At 61.0% G+C, this 20,906-nt stretch carries 18 protein-coding genes, 2 tRNA genes and 1 pseudogene; 4 read left to right on the top strand and 17 right to left on the bottom strand.

Annotated features, from left to right (window positions below; translation table 11 throughout):
- Window positions 1-12: 12 nt before the first annotated feature.
- The 3 genes and pseudogenes from G1E_RS14760 (at window position 13) to G1E_RS30245 (ending at window position 3,896) form a co-directional block, all read left to right on the top strand.
- Complete coding sequence (locus G1E_RS14760) at window positions 13-882, top strand: oxygenase MpaB family protein (protein ID WP_009685359.1); 870 nt, start codon at window positions 13-15, stop codon at window positions 880-882.
- A gap of 78 nt (window positions 883-960) precedes the next feature.
- Window positions 961-2,447 (top strand): annotated as a pseudogene (locus G1E_RS30250) (DUF748 domain-containing protein); the annotation flags it as partial.
- A gap of 36 nt (window positions 2,448-2,483) precedes the next feature.
- Complete coding sequence (locus tag G1E_RS30245; RefSeq protein WP_371259931.1) at window positions 2,484-3,896, top strand: DUF748 domain-containing protein; 1,413 nt, start codon at window positions 2,484-2,486, stop codon at window positions 3,894-3,896.
- Between the two features lie 147 nt (window positions 3,897-4,043).
- Here the strand turns inward: G1E_RS30245 and G1E_RS14750 are convergent, their stop codons facing one another.
- Window positions 4,044-4,457 (bottom strand): VOC family protein, encoded by a 414-nt coding sequence (locus tag G1E_RS14750; protein WP_009685357.1) that lies wholly within the window; start codon window positions 4,455-4,457, stop codon window positions 4,044-4,046.
- Window positions 4,458-4,515: 58 nt separating this feature from the next.
- Between G1E_RS14750 and G1E_RS14745 the strand changes: the two genes are divergently transcribed.
- Window positions 4,516-4,818: a putative quinol monooxygenase gene (locus G1E_RS14745; RefSeq protein WP_009685356.1), complete on the top strand. Its 303-nt coding sequence runs from the start codon at window positions 4,516-4,518 to the stop codon at window positions 4,816-4,818.
- 69 nt (window positions 4,819-4,887) lie between these two features.
- On the opposite strand, the gene G1E_RS14740 is transcribed toward G1E_RS14745, so the two are convergent.
- The 16 genes from G1E_RS14740 to rlmE form a co-directional block, all read right to left on the bottom strand.
- Entirely contained in the window at window positions 4,888-5,238 is a 351-nt protein-coding gene (locus tag G1E_RS14740; RefSeq protein ID WP_009685355.1) for a BON domain-containing protein, read from the bottom strand.
- 264 nt (window positions 5,239-5,502) lie between these two features.
- Window positions 5,503-7,608: a polyribonucleotide nucleotidyltransferase gene (pnp, locus tag G1E_RS14735; RefSeq protein ID WP_009685354.1), complete on the bottom strand. Its 2,106-nt coding sequence runs from the start codon at window positions 7,606-7,608 to the stop codon at window positions 5,503-5,505.
- A 250-nt stretch (window positions 7,609-7,858) separates the two neighbouring features.
- Window positions 7,859-8,128, bottom strand: coding sequence for a 30S ribosomal protein S15 (gene rpsO, locus G1E_RS14730; protein WP_009685353.1), 270 nt, complete (start codon window positions 8,126-8,128; stop codon window positions 7,859-7,861).
- Between the two features lie 147 nt (window positions 8,129-8,275).
- Complete coding sequence (truB, locus tag G1E_RS14725) at window positions 8,276-9,193, bottom strand: tRNA pseudouridine(55) synthase TruB (RefSeq protein WP_009685352.1); 918 nt, start codon at window positions 9,191-9,193, stop codon at window positions 8,276-8,278.
- Window positions 9,194-9,196: 3 nt separating this feature from the next.
- Window positions 9,197-9,595: a 30S ribosome-binding factor RbfA gene (rbfA, locus tag G1E_RS14720; protein WP_009685351.1), complete on the bottom strand. Its 399-nt coding sequence runs from the start codon at window positions 9,593-9,595 to the stop codon at window positions 9,197-9,199.
- A 116-nt stretch (window positions 9,596-9,711) separates the two neighbouring features.
- Window positions 9,712-12,240, bottom strand: coding sequence for a translation initiation factor IF-2 (gene infB, locus G1E_RS14715; RefSeq protein ID WP_009685350.1), 2,529 nt, complete (start codon window positions 12,238-12,240; stop codon window positions 9,712-9,714).
- A gap of 27 nt (window positions 12,241-12,267) precedes the next feature.
- On the bottom strand, window positions 12,268-13,749 hold the full coding sequence (gene nusA / locus G1E_RS14710; protein ID WP_009685349.1) for a transcription termination factor NusA: 1,482 nt from the start codon (window positions 13,747-13,749) through the stop codon (window positions 12,268-12,270).
- 59 nt (window positions 13,750-13,808) lie between these two features.
- Window positions 13,809-14,267, bottom strand: coding sequence for a ribosome maturation factor RimP (rimP, locus tag G1E_RS14705; protein ID WP_009685348.1), 459 nt, complete (start codon window positions 14,265-14,267; stop codon window positions 13,809-13,811).
- A 129-nt stretch (window positions 14,268-14,396) separates the two neighbouring features.
- Window positions 14,397-14,473 (bottom strand) — tRNA-Met (locus tag G1E_RS14700).
- A gap of 100 nt (window positions 14,474-14,573) precedes the next feature.
- Window positions 14,574-14,659, bottom strand: a tRNA-Leu gene (locus tag G1E_RS14695).
- 21 nt (window positions 14,660-14,680) lie between these two features.
- Window positions 14,681-15,082, bottom strand: a complete 402-nt coding sequence (secG, locus tag G1E_RS14690; RefSeq protein ID WP_009685347.1) for a preprotein translocase subunit SecG — start codon at window positions 15,080-15,082, stop codon at window positions 14,681-14,683.
- Window positions 15,083-15,086: 4 nt separating this feature from the next.
- Window positions 15,087-15,842, bottom strand: a complete 756-nt coding sequence (gene tpiA, locus G1E_RS14685; RefSeq protein WP_009685346.1) for a triose-phosphate isomerase — start codon at window positions 15,840-15,842, stop codon at window positions 15,087-15,089.
- A gap of 65 nt (window positions 15,843-15,907) precedes the next feature.
- Window positions 15,908-17,248 carry a phosphoglucosamine mutase gene (gene glmM / locus G1E_RS14680; protein ID WP_009685345.1) on the bottom strand — a complete coding sequence of 447 codons (1,341 nt, stop codon included), beginning with the start codon at window positions 17,246-17,248 and terminating at the stop codon, window positions 15,908-15,910.
- A gap of 16 nt (window positions 17,249-17,264) precedes the next feature.
- The gene (gene folP / locus G1E_RS14675; protein WP_009685344.1) at window positions 17,265-18,116 is read right to left on the bottom strand and encodes a dihydropteroate synthase; all 852 of its coding nucleotides are present in this window, start codon (window positions 18,114-18,116) and stop codon (window positions 17,265-17,267) included.
- A gap of 8 nt (window positions 18,117-18,124) precedes the next feature.
- Window positions 18,125-20,029, bottom strand: coding sequence for an ATP-dependent zinc metalloprotease FtsH (gene ftsH / locus G1E_RS14670; protein WP_009685343.1), 1,905 nt, complete (start codon window positions 20,027-20,029; stop codon window positions 18,125-18,127).
- 203 nt (window positions 20,030-20,232) lie between these two features.
- Window positions 20,233-20,859 carry a 23S rRNA (uridine(2552)-2'-O)-methyltransferase RlmE gene (gene rlmE / locus G1E_RS14665; RefSeq protein WP_009685342.1) on the bottom strand — a complete coding sequence of 209 codons (627 nt, stop codon included), beginning with the start codon at window positions 20,857-20,859 and terminating at the stop codon, window positions 20,233-20,235.
- Window positions 20,860-20,906: the final 47 nt, after the last annotated feature.

The raw sequence follows: 20,906 nt of genomic DNA, 5'->3' as shown, positions 1-20,906 counted from the left end.
TCGCAGGTCGCCATGGAAGCCCTACGCCGCCGTATCGAAACCCAGGTCATGAGCCTTACCGGGCTGGCCCTCGGCCAGCTCGACCTGGAGTCCCCCAAGGGTGACCCAGGGCTGTTCGGTCCGCACAGTGTCAGTTGGCAGGTGCATGGCGACTTTCCGAGCATGCTGGTCGGCGGCATCAGCGCACTGATGCTGCAGCTGTTGCATCCGCTGGCCCTGGCCGGCGTGTGGGACCACTCCAACTTCCGCGAGGACTTGCTCGGCCGCCTGCGGCGCACCAGCCAGTTCATCTCCGGTACAACCTTCGGCGCGACGGGTGATGCCGAGTGGCTGATCGACAAAGTGCGCACCATCCACCTGCAAGTGACCGGCACCGCGCCGGATGGCCGGCCCTACGCGGCCAGCGACCCAGCCTTGCTGACCTGGGTGCATGTGGCAGAGGTCAGCAGCTTTCTGACCGCCCACTTGCGCTACCGTAACCCGCACCTGCCGCGCAGCGAGCAAGATGCCTACTACAACGAAATCGCCTTGATCGCCGAGCGCCTTGGCGCCCGTGACGTACCACGCTCGTGCCAGCAGGTGGACGCCTACCTGCAAGCCATGCGCCCGCAACTGCACTGTGATGCGCGCAGCCGGGAGGTCATGCGGATTCTGCTCGACGCCCCTGCCCCCAGCCGCCTGGCTCAACCGGTGGGCAAACTGATGCTGCACGCCGGCATCGACCTGCTGCCTGGCTGGGGCCAGAGCCTGCTTGGCCTGCAGCACCGGCCCTGGCAGCAGCGCCTGATCCGCCTGGGCCTCAAGCCCACGGCAGCGCTGCTGCGCTGGGCAATGCGCGACGGCTCCGCGCACCGCGCCAGGCGGCGCATGGGCATCGAGTGAGGGCAACAGGTCGCGCCTGCGGAACTGATTTAACGTGCCATACTCCAAGCACTCCTGCTCAGACCGACGAAGCGACACATGTACAAAGGATTGACTCGCGCCGCTGGCGCCATCGTGGCCCTGGTAGCCCTCTACAGCCTGCTTGGGTTCCTGATTCTTCCCGGCGTGGCGCTGCGTATCGCCAATCAGCAATTGGCCAAGTACGCTACCGTGCCCGCGCACCTTGAACGCATCGAACTCAACCCCTTCAGCCTCGAGCTGACCCTGTGGGGCCTGCAGCTTGGCGAGCCTGGCAAGGAGCAGGTCGGTTTCGACCGGTTGTACGCCAACCTGTCGCTCGACAGCCTGTGGAGCAAGGCCCTGCACCTGGAAGCGGTCGAGCTCGACAAGCCCCGCAACCAGGTCCTGTTCGCCAAAGACGGCACACTCAACCTGACGACGTTGTTCAAGCTGCCGCCGAGCGAAGCCAAGCCCGACGAGCCACCCAGCGACCCCTTCCCGTTGCGTATCGGCAGCATCAAGCTCAAGCAAGGCTTGCTGCACTTCCAGGACATGCGCCCGAGCGAACCCATCGAGTTCCTCTACGACAACATGAACCTGGAGCTGAAGAACCTCAGCACCTTGCCTGACGACAACGCCGACATGACCCTGGTGGCCAACGGCCCCAACGGCGGGCGCATCGACTGGAACGGCACCCTCAGCCTGTCGCCGATCGCCTCGCAAGGCACGCTGAAAGTCACCGACGCCAAGATGAAGCTGTTCTGGCCCTACGTGCGCGATGCCGTGCCCCTGGTGCTGCAGGACGGGCTGGTCAGCCTTCAGACCCAGTACAAGCTCAACCTCGCCAAGCAGACCGAGCTGCTGCTGGACAACGCCACGCTGCGGGTGGCCCCGTTCGCCATCAACGCGCCAGACGGCCGCCCGTTGGCGCGCCTGGCCAACCTGGAGGTGAGCGAGACGACCGTCGACCTGGTCAAGCAACAGGTCAGTGTGGGCAAGCTGCGCAGCGACAAGCTGGAAACCTGGGCAGCACTGGAAAAGGACGGCCAGCTCGACTGGCAGAAGCTGTTCGCCAGCCAACCGGCCAAAGCCACGCCGAAAGAAAAGGCCGAACCGGCTGCCGCCGGCCCTGCGCCTGAGCCGCAATCGGCCAACGAACCGGCCAAGCCTTGGCAGGTATTGCTCAAGGACGTGCAACTGCGCAACTACCTGGTGCACCTGGCAGATCGCAGCCAGAAAGAACCGGTAGCGCTCGATGTCGGCCCGCTAAATGTCGACCTGCAAGGCTTCGACAGCCTCAACCAGGCCCCCTTTACCCTCAAGCTCGATACCGGCGTGGCAAGCAAGGCAAGCTGCAGGCCGCCGGCCAGGTGAACCTGGCGCCCATCCAGGCCAAGCTCGACGTCAGCACCCGCGACATCGACCTGCGCGTGGCCCAGGCCTACGTCAGCCCGTTCATCCTGCTGGAACTGCGCAGCGGCATGCTCGACAGTGACCTCCAGGTCGACCTGAAGAACACCACGCCACTGGCCTTCACGGTCACCGGCAAGGCCCAGGTCAGCCAACTGCATACGTTGGACACCATCAAGAGCCGGGACTTCGTGAAATGGCAACAGGTCAACGTAGACGGCTTGTCGTATGTGCACGGTGATGCCCTGTCGATCGACAAGGTGACCCTGCAGGAGCCCTACGCGCGCTTCATCATCAACGAAGACCGCACGACCAACGTCAATGACCTGTTGATCCCGCAACCGGCCGGCGCCAAGCCAAGCAGCCCGGCCACAACGGCCCCCGCCAGCAGCAGCAAGCCGCTGGGCATTCATATTGGCCAGGTCGACATCAAGAACGGCTCGGCCAACTTTGCCGACCTGTCCCTTACCCCCAACTTCGCCACCGCCGTGCAGCAACTCAACGGCCAGATCGGCACCATCGACAACCGCAAGCCGGTGCCTGCCAAGGTTGACGTGAAAGGCAAGGTCGACCGCTATGCCCCGGTTACCATCAAGGGCGCCCTCAACCCGTTCAACCCGCTGGCCAGCCTGGATATCGCCACCAGCTTCAAGCGCGTCGAGCTGACCACCTTGACGCCCTACTCCGGCAAATTCGCCGGCTACCGCATCCGCAAAGGCCGGCTCAACCTCGATTTGCACTACCTGATCACCAATGGCCAGCTCAAAGCCGAGAACAAGGTGGTGGTGGAGCAACTGCAGTTAGGTAAGAAAGTCGACAGCCCGGATGCAGTCGACCTGCCGATCCGCCTGGCAGTGGCGTTGTTGAAGGACACGCAAGGCAAGATCTCGATTGAGCTGCCGGTGTCGGGCGACCTCAACAACCCGCAGTTCAGCGTGATGCCGATCGTCTGGCAAACCCTGCGCAACCTGGTGCTGCGGGCAGCCCAGGCGCCCTTCAAGTTCATCGGTGGGCTGATCACTGGCGGCGGTTCGCAAGACCTGGGTAACGTTGCCTTCGCCCCCGGTTCCAGTACCCTCAGTGGCGATGCCCAGGCGGCGCTGGACAAGCTGGCTTCCGCGCTTAAAGAACGCCCGGAATTGCGCCTGGAAATCGAGGGCACCAGCGCCCAGGCCAGCGATGGCCCACTGATTGCCCAGCAACGCCTGGAACGTGAGTATCAGGCCACCTGGTACAAGATATTGCAGCGCCGCGGCGACAAGGTGCCTGCCAATGCCTCGATGCTGGTGGTCGACGACAGCGACAAACCGGCGATGCTCGAAGGCATCTACCGTACGCGCCTGAAGCAACACCCGCCGGCCGAATGGGAGCAACTTAGCCGTGACGAACGCACAGCCAAGTTGCGCGATGCGGTGATCAAGTCGTGGGCGGAGAGTACTGCGTTGTTGCGCACGCTGGGTCAGGAGCGGGCCAGCAGCATCAAGGATTACCTGGTCGACAAAGGCAAGCTGGAAGATGACCGGGTGTACTTCATCGACACCAGCCTGGGCCAGCCCGAGAAAGACGGCCGGGTGGTCACGCCAATGCATCTGGATGCTGAGTAATTAGCAAGCCTGACGCGCACCTGTGGGAGCGGCCTTGTGTCGCGAAAGGGCCGCAAAGCGGCCCCAGCAATTGATAAATCGCTGCTGAAACCCTGGGGCCGCTGCGCGGCCCTTTCGCGACACAAGGCCGCTCCCTCAGAGGCGGCTTCAGACCAACCGCTGCCCCGACACCGCCGGGTGATACAGCGGCTGCACCTTGTTCCCCGCCGGGTCCAGCAGGTGGAAGCTGCGCGCGCCATCACCATGGTTGAAAGGCCGGTCGAGCAAGGTCACCCCTCGGGCCTTGAAGTACGCATACCAGGCCTCCAGTTCCTCGACGCTGTCCACGATGAACCCGTAATGGTCCAAGGTCTGCAACCCGTTGGCAGCCCCTGCCCCGCGCCCCAGCGACATGTTGTCATTACCGCAGGTCAGGTACACCAAGTCTTCATTGGCGCGGCTCAGTACTTCCATACCCAGCACATCGACGTAAAAGCGTTCGCACTCCTCAAGGTTGGGTACCAGCAAGGCAATATGGCGCAGGCCATTCAGGCGGCCAGGGCGGGCAGGCAATTCAGGCATGGCTAGGCTCCTTTTTGTATACAATTCATTATTGAATTTAAAACAAAAGGAGCACTTTGTGTATAGCCTGTTCATTAAGACCCGCGTGAAGCCCGGGTGTGCCGATGCTTTCCTAAGCGCGATCAAAGTCAATGCCGCTGCTTCGGTGGCCAGCGAGGCGGGTTGCCTGGTGTTCGATGTGTCGCAGGACAGGGTCGATCCGGATGTGATCTACCTGTATGAGATCTACCGCGATGATGCGGCGTATGAGGCGCATACCCAGACCGCCCATTTTCGAGATAGCCGGCCCCTGGTCGAGCCGCTGATCATTGAGCAGGAATGCTTCGAGAGTGGTGTGGTAGCGCGTAATCCGGCTTATTAAATAAAAGGGGCCGCGAAGCGGCCCCTACAGCATTGGGTGGCCAAATCCGTTTGGCCGACGGGACATTCCTTATTCGGCTTTCAGGCCGTCAGCCGAAACGGCCTGTACGCCTTTGATCTTCTTGGCAATGCTGACTGCCATTTCTTTCTGGGACTCAGTCACTTTCATGTCAGACGACAGCGAAACCACGCCTTTGTTGGTTTCTACCTTGATGTCGCTGCCCGGTACGCCTTTCTCGGTCATCAGGTCAGCTTTGACCTTGGTGGTGATCCAGGTATCGGAGGTAGCTTCCTTGGCTTTGGTCACCTCACCGGCCGCCAGCATCATCGGGGCCTGGGTGGTCTGTTGGGCAAAAGCCGCATTAGCCATGGTCAGGGTCAGAGCGGTAGCAGTAGCGGCAGCAATGGCGAACTTCTTCATGTGGGTCACTCCTGTTTTTCGAAAGGTCTGCGCCGTGTGTCCTGGCGTCAGGTATGAAGGTAGTTGCATGCGCTGTGCCAGGTTTTGATTTTCTATTAAAACCTTATAAATCAGTACGTTAGCGATTAGACCAAACGGCAGTAGTCATGCATTTTGCAATCTGCACCTGCAACCTGCATGCAAGATGCAAGTCCGCAAAAGGTTCCCGCCCCGGTCAAAAAAAAAGAGCCCCGAAGGGCTCTTCCATTGCTGCGTAGCGGTCGCTTAAACGCCCGAGGCCTTGGCCGCGGCTACGTCCTTGATCGACAGCTTGATACGGCCGCGGTTGTCCACGTCCAGCACCAGTACTTCAACTTCCTGGCCTTCTTTCAGGATGTCGGTGACTTTCTCGACGCGCGCATCGCTCAGCATGGAGATGTGCACCAGGCCGTCTTTGCCAGGCAGGATATTGACGAAGGCGCCGAAGTCGACGATACGCTCGACCTTGCCGACGTAGATCTTGCCGATCTCGGCCTCGGCGGTGATGCCCAGGATGCGCTGCTTGGCAGCATCTGCCGCTTCCTTGGTTTCGCCGAAGATCTTGATCGAGCCGTCGTCTTCGATGTCGATCGAAGCCTTGGTCTCTTCGCAGATGGCGCGAATGGTGGCGCCGCCTTTACCGATCACGTCACGGATCTTGTCGGTGTCGATCTTCATCGAGATCATGGTAGGCGCATTGGCCGACAGCTCGGTACGCGACTGGCCAATGACCTGGTTCATCTGGCCGAGGATGTTCAGGCGCGCTTCCAGGGCTTGGCCCAGGGCGATTTCCATGATCTCTTCGGTGATGCCGTTGATCTTGATGTCCATCTGCAGCGCGGTGACGCCTTTGGCGGTACCGGCTACCTTGAAGTCCATGTCGCCCAGGTGGTCTTCGTCACCGAGGATGTCGGTCAGGACCGCGAACTTGTCGCCTTCCTTCACCAGGCCCATGGCGATACCGGCCACTGGCGCCTTCATCGGCACACCGGCGTCCATCAGCGCCAGCGAAGCACCGCAAACCGAAGCCATGGAGCTGGAACCGTTGGATTCGGTGATTTCCGATACCACGCGGATGGTGTACGGGAACACGTCGGCGGCAGGCAGCATGGCCTGGACCGAACGACGGGCCAGACGGCCGTGGCCGATTTCACGACGGCCAGCGCCGCCCATGCGGCCACACTCACCTACCGAGAACGGTGGGAAGTTGTAGTGCAGCATGAAGGGGTCTTTCTTCTCGCCTTCGAGGGTGTCCAGCAGCTGGGCGTCACGGGCAGTACCCAAGGTCGCAACCACCAGGGCCTGGGTTTCACCGCGGGTGAACAGCGCCGAACCGTGGGTTTTCGGCAGCACGCCCACTTCGATGTTCAGCGGGCGAACGGTCTTGGTGTCGCGGCCGTCGATACGTGGCTTGCCGTTGACGATGTTTTCGCGAACGGTGCGGTATTCGATTTCGCCGAAGATGTCTTTTACTTCAGCAGCCGAAGGCTGACCTTCTTCACCGGAGAACTTGGCAACCGCCTGGTCACGCAGCTCGCCCAGGCGCGCATAGCGGTCGGCCTTGACGGTGATGGTGTAGCCTTGCGAAACCGCTTCGCCGAACTCGGCACGGATGGCGTTGAACAGCTCGGTGTTGGCCACCGCAGGTTTCCAGTCCCAGGTTGGCTTGCCCGCTTCGGCAGCCAGCTCTTTCACGGCCTGGATCACGGCCTGGAACTCGTCATGGGCGAACAGTACCGCGCCCAGCATCTGGTCTTCGGTCAGCTCCTGGGCTTCGGATTCAACCATCAGCACGGCGTCGGAAGTACCGGCAACGACCATGTCCAGGCTGGAGGCAGCCAGTTGCTCGTAAGTCGGGTTCAGCAGGTAGCCGGTGCTTTCGTGGAAGGCCACGCGCGCGGCGCCGATCGGGCCTTCGAACGGAATACCGGAAATGGCCAGGGCAGCCGAGGTACCGATCATCGCAGCGATGTCCGGGTCAGTCTTCTTGCTGGTGGAAACCACGGTGCAGACGACCTGCACTTCGTTCATGAAGCCTTCCGGGAACAGCGGGCGGATCGGACGGTCGATCAGGCGCGAGGTCAGCGTCTCTTTCTCGGAAGGACGGCCTTCACGCTTGAAGAAGCCACCTGGGATCTTGCCGGCGGCGTAGGTCTTTTCCTGGTAGTGAACCGACAGCGGGAAGAAGCCCTTGCCTGGATCAGCCTGTTTGGCGCCTACCACAGTCACCAGCACGGTGACGTCGTTATCGACAGTAACCAGCACGGCGCCGGTTGCCTGACGGGCAATACGGCCCGTTTCGAGAGTGACGGTCGATTGACCGAACTGGAAAGTCTTGATTACCGGGTTCACGGTTTCCTACCTTTTTCAGTGGCTCTTGGGGGAACTGGTTTCTTGCGAATTCTTGGGCAGAACGGGGAATCGGCCCCATTGACCGTCCAGATACAACACGAGGCTGGGAGCCTGGCCGCTGCGCGGTAAACCGCTCAGCTGAACCAGGCTGCCAACCTCGGAGATACGCGTGGCGTGCCCGACGACCCTGCTGCGAAACAGCAAAGCCGAAGCCTGCGACACGCCATGCACACCACTGACCAGGCCGCTATTAGCGACGCAGGCCCAGGCGACCGATCAGGGCGCTGTAACGAGTGGTGTCTTTGCCCTTCAGGTAGTCCAGCAGCTTACGACGCTGGTTAACCATACGGATCAGACCACGACGGGAGTGGTGGTCTTTATCGTTGGCCTTGAAGTGGCCTTGCAGCTTGTTGATGTTGTGGGTCAGCAGAGCAACCTGCACTTCCGGGCTACCGGTATCGCCGGCGGCTTGCTGATATTCGGCAACGATCTTAGCTTTTTCTTCAACGCTGAGGGCCATTTGGCTTCTCCTGATAACGGATCCCGCATGCGGGGTCCAATAGGCCAGGGACAAATCCCTGTATTAATAAAAAAGGTGTGACCGTGCCTACTGACAGCCACCCTTGCTGCCGTGGGGTTCGGCAATTGCCTGGCCCCGCGGTTTCGGTCATTCCGACCGAATAAGCCGACGTGGCGCGATGCGCCCGTCTTCGCTCACTTCACCGATACCGATGAAGCGCGCATTATGATCCTGTACCCGGACCATGCCAAATTGTGGCGCGTCCGGCGCGCGTACCGCCTGCCCATGCAGCCAGTAGAACGCACTGTGTTCGGACAGGCTGACCATTGGCCAGTCCTGCAGGCCGCTGTCCGAGGGCATCAGGAAGCGGTCCAGCGCTTCGTTGCCGCCTTCGGCGTGAGCCTGTTCGAGCGCTTCGAGGGTCACCGTCTGTGCCAGCGCGAAGGGCCCGGCCTGGGTCCTGCGCAGCTCGGCAACATAGGCGCCGCAGCCCAGGGCCTCGCCAATATCCTCCACCAGGGTGCGGATATAGGTGCCTTTGCTGCAACCTACGCTCAACCGTGCACGGGTGCCTTCGCACTCGAGCAACTCCAAGCGGCCAATAGTAACAGAACGCGCCTCGCGCTCCACTACCTCTCCTGCACGTGCCAGCTTGTACAGCGGCTGGCCATCACGCTTGAGTGCCGAGTACATCGGCGGTATCTGGCTGATGGGGCCGCGAAAACGCGGCAGCACCGCCTCGATATCGGCGCGACCAACGGTCACCTCGCGGGTCTGCAGAACCTCACCTTCGGCGTCGCCGGTGTTGGTAGTCTGCCCCAGCTGCATGACCGTTTCGTAGCCCTTGTCGGAGTCGAGCAGGTACTGCGAAAACTTGGTCGCCTCGCCAAAGCACAACGGCAGCACGCCGGTTGCCAGCGGGTCGAGGCTACCGGTGTGGCCGGCCTTTTCCGCATTCAGCAGCCAGCGCACTTTCTGCAGGGCGGCATTGGAGGTGAAGCCCAGCGGCTTGTCCAGCAGGATGATGCCGCTGACGTTGCGGCGGATACGTTTGACCTGGGCCACCGCTTACTCCTTGGTGTCCGGCTCGTCGGCTTCCTTGTGCATGCGGTCTTCGGCCACTGCACGCTCGATCAGCGCCGACAGGTGCACACCGCGGCTGACACTTTCATCGAAGTGGAAGTGCAGTTGCGGCACGCTGCGCAGTTGCATCGAACGCCCCAGGTGCAGGCGCAGGAAGCTGGCAGCGCTGTTGAGTGCCTTGAGCGACTGCTGCACCGCGTCCGGGGTTTCTTCGCCCATGACGGTGATGAACACCTTGGCATGGCCCAGGTCGCGGCTCACGTCCACGGCGGTGATGGTCACCAGGCCGACACGCGGGTCCTTGACTTCGCGACGGATCAGCTCGGCCAGCTCGCGCTGCATCTGATCGCCAATACGTTGGGTACGGCTATATTCTTTGGCCATTCTTGCTACCTGTAACTTAAAGCGGCAAACGCCCGGGCAGACCTGAGCCTGACCGGGCGCTACCTGAAGAGGTACCGCAAGCCGCCCTGCAAGGGGCGCTTGCGGCTCGCTCGCCCTTAAAGGGTACGAGCCACCTGGACTTTCTCGAAGACTTCGATCTTGTCGCCGACCTTGACGTCGTTGTAGCTCTTGACGCCAATACCGCACTCCATGCCCGAACGCACTTCGGAGGCGTCGTCCTTGAAGCGACGCAGCGATTCCAGCTCGCCTTCGAAGATCACAACGTCGTCGCGCAGTACGCGGATCGGACGGTTGCGGTACACGGTACCCTCGATGACCATACAGCCAGCGATGGCGCCAAACTTCGGCGAACGGAACACGTCACGCACTTCGGCAACACCCAGGATGTTCTCGCGAACATCGCTGCCGAGCATGCCGGTCAGGGCCTTCTTGACGTCTTCGATGATGTCGTAGATCACGTTGTAGTAACGCATATCCAGACCTTCCTGCTCGACGATCTTGCGCGCACCGGCATCGGCACGCACGTTGAAGCCGAACAGTACAGCGTTCGAAGCCAGCGCCAGGTTGGCATCGCTCTCGGTGATACCACCGACGCCACCACCAATCACGCGCACTTGCACTTCGTCGTTGCCCAGGCCGCCAAGCGAACCCTGCAGCGCCTCGAGAGAACCACGCACATCGGTCTTGAGCACGATGTTGAGGGTTTTCTTCTCTTCCTGACCCATGGTCTCGAAGATGTTTTCCAGCTTGCCGGCGTGAGCGCGGGCCAGCTTGACCTCGCGGTACTTGCCTTGACGGAACATGGCAACTTCGCGGGCTTTCTTCTCGTCGGCAACCACGGAAAGCTCGTCACCGGCTTCCGGGGTACCGTCCAGGCCAAGGATCTCGACCGGGATCGACGGGCCGGCTTCTTTCACAGGCTTGCCGTTCTCGTCGAGCATGGCACGCACGCGGCCATAGTTGGAACCGCACAGCACCATGTCGCCCTGACGCAGCGTACCGTCCTGAACCAGGATGGTCGCGACCGGGCCGCGGCCCTTGTCCAGGCGCGATTCGACGACCACGCCACGACCAGGTGCAGTCGGGGTAGCAGTCAGCTCGAGGATCTCGGCCTGCAGCAGCACGGCTTCGAGCAGCTCGTCGACACCGGTACCCATCTTCGCCGATACCTTGACGAATGGCGTGTCACCACCCCAGTCCTCGGAGGTAACGCCTTCGACGGCCAGTTCGTTACGGATACGATCGAGGTCAGCACCCGGCTTGTCGATCTTGTTCACTGCAACCACCAGCGGAACGCCAGCTGCCTTGGCATGCTGAACCGCTTCGCGGGTTTGCGGCATTACGCCGTCGTCCGCCGCCACCACCAGGATGACGATGTCGGTCGCCTTGGCACCACGGGCACGCATCTGGGTGAACGCAGCGTGGCCCGGGGTATCGAGGAAGGTGACCATGCCGCGGTCGGTTTCCACGTGGTAGGCACCGATGTGCTGGGTAATGCCACCGGCTTCGCCAGCAGCAACTTTGGCACGACGGATGTAGTCGAGCAGCGAGGTCTTGCCATGGTCAACGTGACCCATGACGGTAACCACCGGCGCGCGGGACTCGGCCTGGCCTTCGAACTTCAGCGATTCGGCCAGGGAATCTTCCAGCGCGGTGTCGCTGATCAGCGTGACCTTGTGGCCCAGCTCTTCAGCGATCAGCTGGGCAGTTTCCTGGTCGAGCACCTGGTTGATGGTGACCGGGGTACCCATCTTGAACATGAATTTGACCACTTCAGCGGCCTTGACCGACATCTGCTGGGCCAGTTCGGAGACGGTGATGGTCTCGCCGATGGTCACGTCACGGATGACTGGACCGGTCGGGTTCTGGAAGCCGTGCTGGTTACGCTTCTTCAGCTTGCTCTTGCCACCACGACCACGACGGGCGCCGTCGCTCTCTTCATCGGTGGTACGCGGAGCGGCACGTGGCGTTGGAGCCTTTTCCTTCTCCTTGACCTTGACCTTGATCGACACACGAGGGGCTTCGCCACGACGACGGTCGTCATCACGGGTACGGCTCTCGTTGCGACGGGTCTCGTCCTTCTTGCGCTCGGCAGCACGGGCTGCAGCGTCTTCGGAGGCTGGCGCGTCGGCGACGACCGGGGCCGGGGCAGCGGCAGGCGCCGGCTCTGGCTTGGCGGCAGGCGCCGGGGCCGCTGTTGCAGTATCGGCAGCCTGACGGCGAGCCTGTTCCTCGTTGCGCTGGCGAACTTCGGCCTCGACCTTGTCGCGCGCGGCGTTTTCGGCCGCACGGCGCTCTTCCAGCTCACGCTTCTGCTCAGCCTGGATTTCTTCCGGGCTGCGCTGCACGAAAACTTTCTTCTTGCGTACTTCTACGCTGATGCTCTTGCTACCGGCGACACGCAGGGTGCTGGTGGTTTTGCGCTGCAAGGTAATCTTGCGCGGCTCTTCCGCCTTGCTCTTGTGGCTGCTTTTCAAATGAGTCAGCAGGGTCTGCTTCTCATTGTCGGTCACTACCTGACCGGCGTCGGTGTGCGGCAGACCTGCCTCACGCATCTGCTGCAGCAGGCGCTCTACCGGTGCCTCGACCTCTTGGGCCAGTTCTTTCACCGTGACTTGCGTCATGCACTTCTCTCCTCAGGCCGCGCCTAATTACTCGAACCAGTGGGCTCGGGCGGCCATGATCAACTTGCCGGCACGCTCTTCGTCGATGCCGTCGATGTCGAGCAGATCGTCGATCGACTGCTCGGCCAGGTCTTCGCGGTTAACCACGCCGCGCACCGCCAGTTCAGCCGCCAGGTCCTTGTCCATGCCCTCAAGGGAGAGCAGGTCTTCGGCCGGGTGGGCGTCTGCCAGTTTTTCTTCGGTAGCGATGGCCTTGGTCAACAAACGGTCCTTGGCTCGAGCGCGGAGCTCATTGACGATATCTTCGTCAAAGCCATCGATGTTGAGCATTTCTTCCAACGGTACGTAGGCAATTTCTTCGAGGCTGGTGAAGCCTTCGTCGACCAGCACTTGGGCCAGCTCCTCGTCGACTTCCAGTTCATCGATGAAATTGCGCAGGATGTCACCGGTTTCGGCCTGTTGCTTGGCCTGGATGTCCTTCTCGGTCATCACGTTCAAGGTCCAGCCGGTCAACTGACTGGCAAGACGAACGTTCTGACCGCCACGGCCAATGGCCTGGGCCAGGTTGTCCTCGGCGACGGCGATGTCCATGGCATGGGCATCTTCATCAACGATGATCGCCGCGACTTCAGCCGGCGACATGGCGTTGATGACGAACTGCGCCGGGTTATCGTCCCACAGGACGATATCCACACGCTCACCACCCAGCTCCCCGGATACAGCCTGGACGCGCGAACCACGCATGCCGATACAGGCACCTTGCGGGTCGATACGCTTGTCCTTGGAGCGGACGGCGATCTTGGCTCGCGAACCCGGGTCACGGGAAGCAGCCATGACTTCGATCAGGCCCTCGGCAATTTCCGGCACTTCAATGCGGAAAAGCTCGATCAGCATCTGCGGCGCGGTGCGCGACAGGATCAGCTGAGGGCCACGGTTTTCAGTGCGAATTTCCTTCAGCAGTGCACGCAGGCGCACGCCAACACGGAAGGTTTCGCGGGGAATGATGTCTTCGCGGGCCAACAGGGCCTCGGCGTTGTTGCCCAGGTCAACGATAACGTTGTCGCGGGTAACCTTTTTAACGGTACCGGAGATGATTTCGCCAACGCGTTCGCGGTAGGCATCGACCACCTGGGCACGCTCGGCCTCACGGACCTTCTGCACGATGACCTGCTTGGCGGTCTGGGCGGCGATGCGACCAAATTCGATGGACTCGATCTTCTCTTCGATCACGTCACCTACCTTGGCTTCAGGGTGGGTGTCCTTGATCTTGTCCAGCCAGGTCTCGATCGCCGGATCGTCCAGATCGGCTTCATCGACCACGGTCCAGCGACGGAAGGTCTCGTAGCTACCGGTGTGGCGATTGATTTCCACACGCAGATCGACTTCGTCTTCAAAACGTTTTTTGGTTGCAGTGGCCAGGGCCACCTCCAGCGCTTCGAAAATGACGCCGGGCGGTACACCTTTTTCGTTGGATACCGATTCAACAACCAGCAGTACTTCTTTGCTCATCGTACGCCTCGCCTTGCGCAAGCCATTGGGCCCGGATAGTCCGCCGGGCCCGGCACGTCTCAGTCAAAACTGGGAATAATATTGGCCTTGTCGATCGAATCGATCGGCAGAAGGAATTCCTGGTTGTCCACCTGGACCACCACGTCCTGCTCCTCCACACCGCGGAGAAGGCCCTGGAAGTTACGACGACCCTCGAAGGGTGAGCGCAGCTTGATCTTCACTTGTTCGCCGGCATGCGAGGCAAACTGTTCCAGAGTGAACAGTGGGCGATCCATGCCTGGGGAAGACACCTCTAGGGTGTATTCACTGCTGATTGGATCTTCCACATCGAGGATTGCGCTGGCCTGACGGCTGACTGCTTCGCAATCGTCCACCAGAATACCGCCTTCCTTGTCGATGTAGATGCGCAATACCGAATGCTTACCCTGGGAAACGAACTCGATCCCCCAGCATTGATAGCCCAGACCCTCGACAACCGGGGCCAACAAGGCCTGCAACTGTTCTAGCTTGCTCGACACCTGAACCCCCTCGTGCATGCTGTGCAAATAAAAAATGGGCAAAGCGCCCATCCCTGAAAGCGCCGTTGGACAACGACGCCGAAACTGTTCGGTTAGCAAAAAGCCCCTGAAAAGGGGCTCCGCTGAAGCTGGTTGCGGGGGCTGGATTTGAACCAACGACCTTCGGGTTATGAGCCCGACGAGCTACCAAGCTGCTCCACCCCGCGACAAAGCTGGGGCGAAAGTATAAGACCGAACCCTGCTGAGGGTCAAATCCAAACCTTCACCTGCAAGAAAGCCCGCTAAAGCGGGCTCTCAAGCTTCAATTGGTACCGAGAAGGGGACTCGAACCCCTACACCCTATGGGCACAACCACCTCAAGGTTGCGTGTCTACCAATTCCACCACCTCGGCAATACTACTACTTGAAACCCGTTACTTCTGCTCTTCTGCCGGAGGAGGTACATCACCCGTATTAGGAGTGGCTTCGCTCTTCTGCTGCTGTTGGAGCACCGGTACATCATCATTGACTGCCGGTTTTTGCGGCTCTTTCACTTCTAGCACTGCTGGATCTGGAAGACCTGCTTGGCTAAGCTGGTGAGCTTGTTGCTTCGCGAAGTATCCTAACCCAAGTGCTGTCAAAAAGAAAGTGGCAGCGAGTATAGCAGTTAATTTACTTAGGAACGTTGCAGAGCCTTGGCTCCCGAACACGGTATTAGAAGCACCCGCGCCGAAAGATGCACCTGCTTCAGCACCTTTACCCTGTTGCAACAGTACCAGCACTACTAGCGAAAGCGCTGCCAACAGATGAAAAACAACGATGACTGTTTCCAGCATTTGTTCAGTTTCCTGCGGCGCGACAAATTGCACCGAATTCGTCTGCGTTCAGGGACGCTCCACCAATGAGCCCCCCATCGATATCCGGCATGCCGAACAGTTCGGCCGCATTGGCCGCCTTCACGCTGCCGCCGTAGAGCAACTGCACCTTCGCAGCCACTTCAGCATCTTCTGCCGCCAGCTGGCCGCGGATGGCGGCGTGCACATCCTGGGCCTGCTGTGGCGTGGCCGTAAGGCCAGTGCCGATGGCCCATACAGGCTCATAGGCAATTACTGCATTGGCAAAAGCCTTAACACCGAATGCTTCGATGATACTGCTTAGTTGACGCCCGACAACTTCGAGCGTTCTGCCTGCCTCGCGCTCTTCCAGGGTTTCCCCTATGCAAAGCACTGGCTTCAAACCTTTGGCCTGGGCCGCTGCAAACTTGCGATTCAGCACTTCGTCGGTTTCGCCAATGATCTGGCGACGCTCGGAATGGCCAATCAACACCAACTTGCAACCTGCTTCAACCAGCTGCTCAGGAGCAACTTCCCCGGTCAGCGCACCCTGTTCGGGTTGTACAGCAGAATTCTGTGCACCGACAGTAATTTCTTTACCCGCCAGGCCATCGATCACTTGATTGATGAACAAGGCCGGTGGAAATACTGCGACTTCCACTCCGCTCGGCAAGGCGAGATTGCTCAAGCCTTCGGTCAGCTCAGCGACGCTAGCGCGGGTACCGTGCATCTTCCAGTTACCAGCTACCATAGGGCGACGCATGCTTTACCTCGTCGGTCAAAGTGGGCGCAGATCTTACCCAACCAGATCTGCGCTGGCAAGCGCCTTCAGACACAAACTTCGCCAACCAGTTTGGCCAGGGCTTCGGCATGGCCACGCACCTGCGCTTCGTCCTCGCCTTCGACCATTACCCGCACCAGCGGCTCGGTACCGGACTTGCGCAACAGCACACGCCCGCGCCCCGCCAGCGCCTCGGTGACCTTGGCGCTGGCTTCCTGCACGGCCGGGTGCTGCAGCGGGTCGACCTTGCTGCCGCCAAAGCGCACATTGATCAGCACCTGCGGGCATTTGCGCAGGGCCTGGCGGGCCTGGGCCAGGCCCTCGCCGCGGCGCTTGAGCGCCATCAGCACCTGCAACGCAGCAATGATCGCATCACCGGTAGTGGTGTAGTTGCAGCACACCACGTGGCCCGAGTTTTCGCCGCCCACAAGCCACTCACGCTCCAGCAACTCGGCCATCACATAACGGTCACCGACCTTGGCCCGCACGAAGGGGATATCCAGGTCCTTGAGCGCCAGCTCCAGGCCCAGGTTGCTCATCAGCGTACCCACTACCCCGCCCTGGAGCTTGCCACGCTCCTGCAGGTCGCGGGCAATGATGAACAGCAGCTCGTCGCCATCGACGATCGCCCCGGTGTGGTCGACCATCAGTACGCGGTCACCGTCACCGTCGAAGGCAATGCCGAGATCGGCATGCCCGACCAGCACCGCTGCCTGCAGCGATTCGATATGGGTCGAGCCGCAGTTTTCGTTGATGTTCAACCCGTCGGGCTGGGCATGCAGCACAGTGACATCGGCACCCAGCTCACGGAACACGCTTGGCGCAACCTTGTAGGTGGCACCATGAGCGCAATCGACCACCAGCTTGAGGCCTGCGAAACTGGTGCTGCTCGGTACGCTGCTTTTGCAAAACTCGATATAGCGGCCAGCAGCATCGTTGATACGCGACACCTTGCCCAGTTTGCTCGACTCGACCACGGTCATCGGCTGATCGAGCAGTTCCTCGATCATCAGTTCGACGTCGTCCGGCAGTTTGGTGCCCTGGCCCGAGAAGAACTTGATGCCGTTGTCGTCATGCGGGTTGTGCGAGGCACTGATGACGATACCGGCTTCGGCGTGGAAGGTACGTGTAAGGTAGGCGATGGCCGGTGTCGGCATCGGCCCCAGCAGCATCACATCGGCCCCTGCCGCCGACAGCCCGGCTTCGAGGGCAGACTCGAACATGTAGCCGGAGATACGCGTGTCCTTGCCCACCAGTACCCGGCAGTGGCCGAGCTTGCGGAAGGCCATGCCGGCCGCCCAACCCAGCTTCAGCATGAAGTCCGGGGTGATCGGGTATTCGCCGACGCGGCCACGAATGCCGTCGGTACCAAAGTATTTTCTGCTCATAGGGACTCCAATGTTCTTATTCGGCGCCTTGTACCGCAGCGATCATGCGCACCACATCGACCGTTTCGGCCACGTCGTGGACACGCAGGATGCTCGCGCCCTTGGTCATGGCCAGGGCTGCCAGTGCCAGGCTGCCGTACAGGCGCTCGTCGACCGGACGTTCCAGCGTCAGGCCGATCATGCTCTTTCGCGAGACGCCCACCAGGAGTGGGCGCCCAAGACGATGGAGCGTTTCCATGTGCTTGAACAGGCTCAGGTTGTGCGCCAGCGTTTTGGCGAAACCAAAGCCAGGGTCAAGGATGATGCGTTGTTCATCAATACCGGCCGATGCGCAGGCCGCCATGCGCTGCTGCAGATACCGGGCAACATCGGCAGTCACGTTCTCGTAGTGCGGGTCGTCCTGCATGTTGCCCGGCTCGCCACGCATGTGCATCAGGCACACCGGCAGGCCGGTGGCGGCAGCGGCATCCAGGGCGCCGTCGCGCTCCAGGCCTCGCACGTCGTTGATCAACCCGGCGCCAAGGCGCGCAGACTCACGCATGACAGCCGGGGTCGAGGTATCGACGGAGATGACCACGTCCAGGCGACTGTTGATGGCCTCGACCACGGGCGCCACACGCTCGAGCTCCTCGGTGACCGAAACGGCGCGCGCCCCAGGCCGTGTGGACTCACCACCGATGTCGATCAGCGTGGCACCGGCGGCAACCATGGCTTCGGCATGGCGCAAGGCCTCGTCGCGCTGGTTGAAGCGCCCGCCATCGGAGAAGGAATCGGGTGTGATATTGAGAATACCCATGACATGAGTACGTGACAAATCAAGAACCCGGTTGCCGCAAGGCAACCGGGTCGGGTACTGCACTGAGCTCATAGATGCCCTTAGTGTTGAGCTGCCGGGCCGCCAATCGGCGATTCCGGACGATCGTTCTGGGCAGCAGGCGTGCCCGAATCCGTATCATCGTCCCAGTCACGCGGCTCGCGCGGCGTACGCCCAGCCATGATGTCGTCGATCTGATCGGCATCAATGGTCTCATACTTCATCAGCGCTTCGGTCATTGCTTCGAGCTTGTCGCGGTTTTCGACCAGCAACTGCTTGGCCGTGGCGTAGCACTGGTCGATGATGCTGCGCACCTCGGAGTCGATCAGCTTGGCGGTTTCGCCGGAAACGCTGGCGTGCTGGCTGGCAGCGCTGCGGCCCAGGAACACCTCGCCGTCTTCTTCGGCATACATCAACGGACCGAGTTTTTCGGACAGGCCCCACTTGGTCACCATGTTTCGTGCGATCTGGCTGGCACGCATGATGTCGTTGGAAGCGCCGGTGGTAACCCCGTCGAAGCCCAGGGTCATCTCTTCGGCGATACGACCGCCGTACAGCGAGCAGATCTGGCTGATCAAGGCACGCTTGGACAGGCTGTAACGGTCCTCTTCCGGCAGGAACATGGTCACACCCAGGGCCCGACCACGCGGGATGATCGAAACCTTGTAGACCGGGTCGTGCTCAGGCACCAGGCGGCCGACGATGGCGTGGCCCGCCTCGTGGTAGGCAGTGTTACGTTTTTCTTTCTCGGACATGACCATGGTCTTGCGCTCGGCGCCCATCATGATCTTGTCCTTGGCCAGCTCGAACTCCTTCATCTCCACCAGGCGCTTGTTGGAGCGGGCGGCAAACAGGGAAGCTTCGTTGACCAGGTTGGCAAGGTCGGCACCGGAGAAGCCCGGCGTACCCCGCGCGATAACGGCCGGGTTGACGTTCTCGCTGACCGGCACCTTGCGCATGTGCACCTTCAGGATCTGCTCGCGGCCGCGGATGTCCGGCAGGCCGACCACCACCTGGCGGTCGAAACGGCCGGGGCGCAGCAGCGCCGGGTCGAGTACGTCCGGGCGGTTGGTGGCGGCGATGACGATGATGCCATCGTTCATCTCGAAGCCGTCCATTTCCACCAGCAGCTGGTTCAGGGTTTGCTCACGCTCGTCGTGACCACCGCCCATGCCGGCACCACGGTGGCGACCCACGGCGTCGATCTCGTCGATGAAGATGATGCACGGGGCGTGCTTCTTGGCCTGCTCGAACATGTCGCGCACACGGCTGGCACCGACACCGACGAACATTTCAACGAAGTCCGAACCGGAAATGGTGAAGAACGGGACTTTTGCCTCACCGGCAATGGCCTTGGCCAGCAGGGTTTTACCGGTACCGGGCGGGCCTACCATCAGCACGCCACGCGGGATCCGGCCGCCCAGGCGCTGGAACTTGCCCGGGTCACGCAGGAACTCAACCAGCTCGCCAACTTCTTCCTTGGCCTCGTCGCAACCGGCGACGTCGGCCAGGGTCGTCTTGACCTGGTCTTCGGACAGCAGGCGCGCCTTGCTCTTGCCAAAGCTCATGGGCCCGCCTTTACCGCCGGCACCGCCCTGCATCTGGCGCATGAAGAACATGAACACGGCGATAATCACCAGGATCGGGAAGCTTGCTACCAACAGCTGCGTCCAGATGCTCTGCTGCTCAGGCTGCTTGCCTTCGACCACTACGTGGTTGTCGACGAGGTCGCCGATCAGGCCGTTATCGGTGATGGCCGGGCGCACGGTCTTGAAGCTGTCGCCATCGGAGCGCTTGCCGGTAATGATGTAGCCGTCGACGGTCACACGCTCGACCTTGCCATCCTTGACCTGCTGGATGAAGTCGGAGTAGTTGAGGGTCTGCGGCTCGTTAGGGCTGGAGAAGTTGTTCATCACTGTCACCAGGACAGCTGCGATGATCAACCACAGGATCAGATTCTTTGCCATGTCGTTCAATTCGCTACCCTCTGAGGCCGGCGCACGACGCAGCCGTGCCTCGCATGATATTCATCGCCCTAACTTACTACATTACCTACGCAGCCGCAGGCACCGTCTGTAACCCTTTGTGAAAGCTAGACTACACGAAGTTCGGACGATCCTGACGCCGCGGCCGATTGGAAATAACTATCGGCCGCCGCGCTTCACGCCTTTCAAGCGCCTTTGAAACCTTTGCCCAACAGGTACTGTTCACGCGAGCGGTCCCGCGATGAAGAAGGCTTGCGCATCTGCACCTTGTCGAACTTGGTGCGCACGTCCTTCAGGTACATGTCGAAGCCTTCGCCCTGGAAAATCTTGATCAGGAAATCCCCGCCGGGCTTGAGCACGCGGGTTGCCAGGTCCAGGGCCAGCTCGCAGAGGAACATGGCACGTGGCATGTCCACTTCGGGCGTACCACTCATATTGGGGGCCATGTCGGAAATCACAAGGTCCACGTGCGAATCACCGACCGCGTCGAGGATTTGCTGGAGCACGGCGTCTTCGGTGAAATCGCCCTGGATGAAGGTAACGTCGGGGATCGAGTCCATTTCCAGGATATCCGAAGCGATGAGCCGGCCCTGGCCGCCAATCAGACGACTGGTCACCTGCGACCACCCGCCCGGGGCCGCACCCAGGTCGATTACGCTCATGCCGGGGCGGATCAGGCGGTCCTTTTCCTGGATCTCCAGCAGTTTGTAGCTCGCACGCGAGCGGTAGCCGTCCTTCTGTGCCTGTTTCACAAAAGGATCGTTGAAATGCTCTCGCAGCCAGTTTGCGCTGCTTTTGGAACGTTGTACCACGGGGCACCTCGATGATATGCGTCGTGATTGACTGGGCGGAGCCGGTG

This window comes from Pseudomonas sp. TJI-51, from assembly GCF_000190455.2.
GTDB classification, from domain to species: domain Bacteria; phylum Pseudomonadota; class Gammaproteobacteria; order Pseudomonadales; family Pseudomonadaceae; genus Aquipseudomonas; species Aquipseudomonas juntendi.
Note: the sequence above shows the minus strand (reverse complement) of the source record. Positions and strands in the feature narration are given on the sequence as shown.

Bases quoted from the DNA above. Each gene is read 5' to 3' on its own strand.
- secG (WP_009685347.1), bottom strand. From the start codon at position 15,082: ATGCTGGAAACAGTCATCGTTGTTTTTCATCTGTTGGCAGCGCTTTCG.
- folP (WP_009685344.1), bottom strand. From the start codon at position 18,116: ATGAGCTCAGTGCAGTACCCGACCCGGTTGCCTTGCGGCAACCGGGTT.
- rpsO (WP_009685353.1), bottom strand. From the start codon at position 8,128: ATGGCCCTCAGCGTTGAAGAAAAAGCTAAGATCGTTGCCGAATATCAG.
- ftsH (WP_009685343.1), bottom strand. From the start codon at position 20,029: ATGGCAAAGAATCTGATCCTGTGGTTGATCATCGCAGCTGTCCTGGTG.
- G1E_RS14740 (WP_009685355.1), bottom strand. From the start codon at position 5,238: ATGAAGAAGTTCGCCATTGCTGCCGCTACTGCTACCGCTCTGACCCTG.
- infB (WP_009685350.1), bottom strand. From the start codon at position 12,240: ATGACGCAAGTCACGGTGAAAGAACTGGCCCAAGAGGTCGAGGCACCG.
- tpiA (WP_009685346.1), bottom strand. From the start codon at position 15,842: ATGCGTCGCCCTATGGTAGCTGGTAACTGGAAGATGCACGGTACCCGC.
- G1E_RS14750 (WP_009685357.1), bottom strand. From the start codon at position 4,457: ATGCCTGAATTGCCTGCCCGCCCTGGCCGCCTGAATGGCCTGCGCCAT.
- glmM (WP_009685345.1), bottom strand. From the start codon at position 17,248: ATGAGCAGAAAATACTTTGGTACCGACGGCATTCGTGGCCGCGTCGGC.
- G1E_RS14760 (WP_009685359.1), top strand. From the start codon at position 13: ATGGAAGCCCTACGCCGCCGTATCGAAACCCAGGTCATGAGCCTTACC.
- rbfA (WP_009685351.1), bottom strand. From the start codon at position 9,595: ATGGCCAAAGAATATAGCCGTACCCAACGTATTGGCGATCAGATGCAG.
- nusA (WP_009685349.1), bottom strand. From the start codon at position 13,749: ATGAGCAAAGAAGTACTGCTGGTTGTTGAATCGGTATCCAACGAAAAA.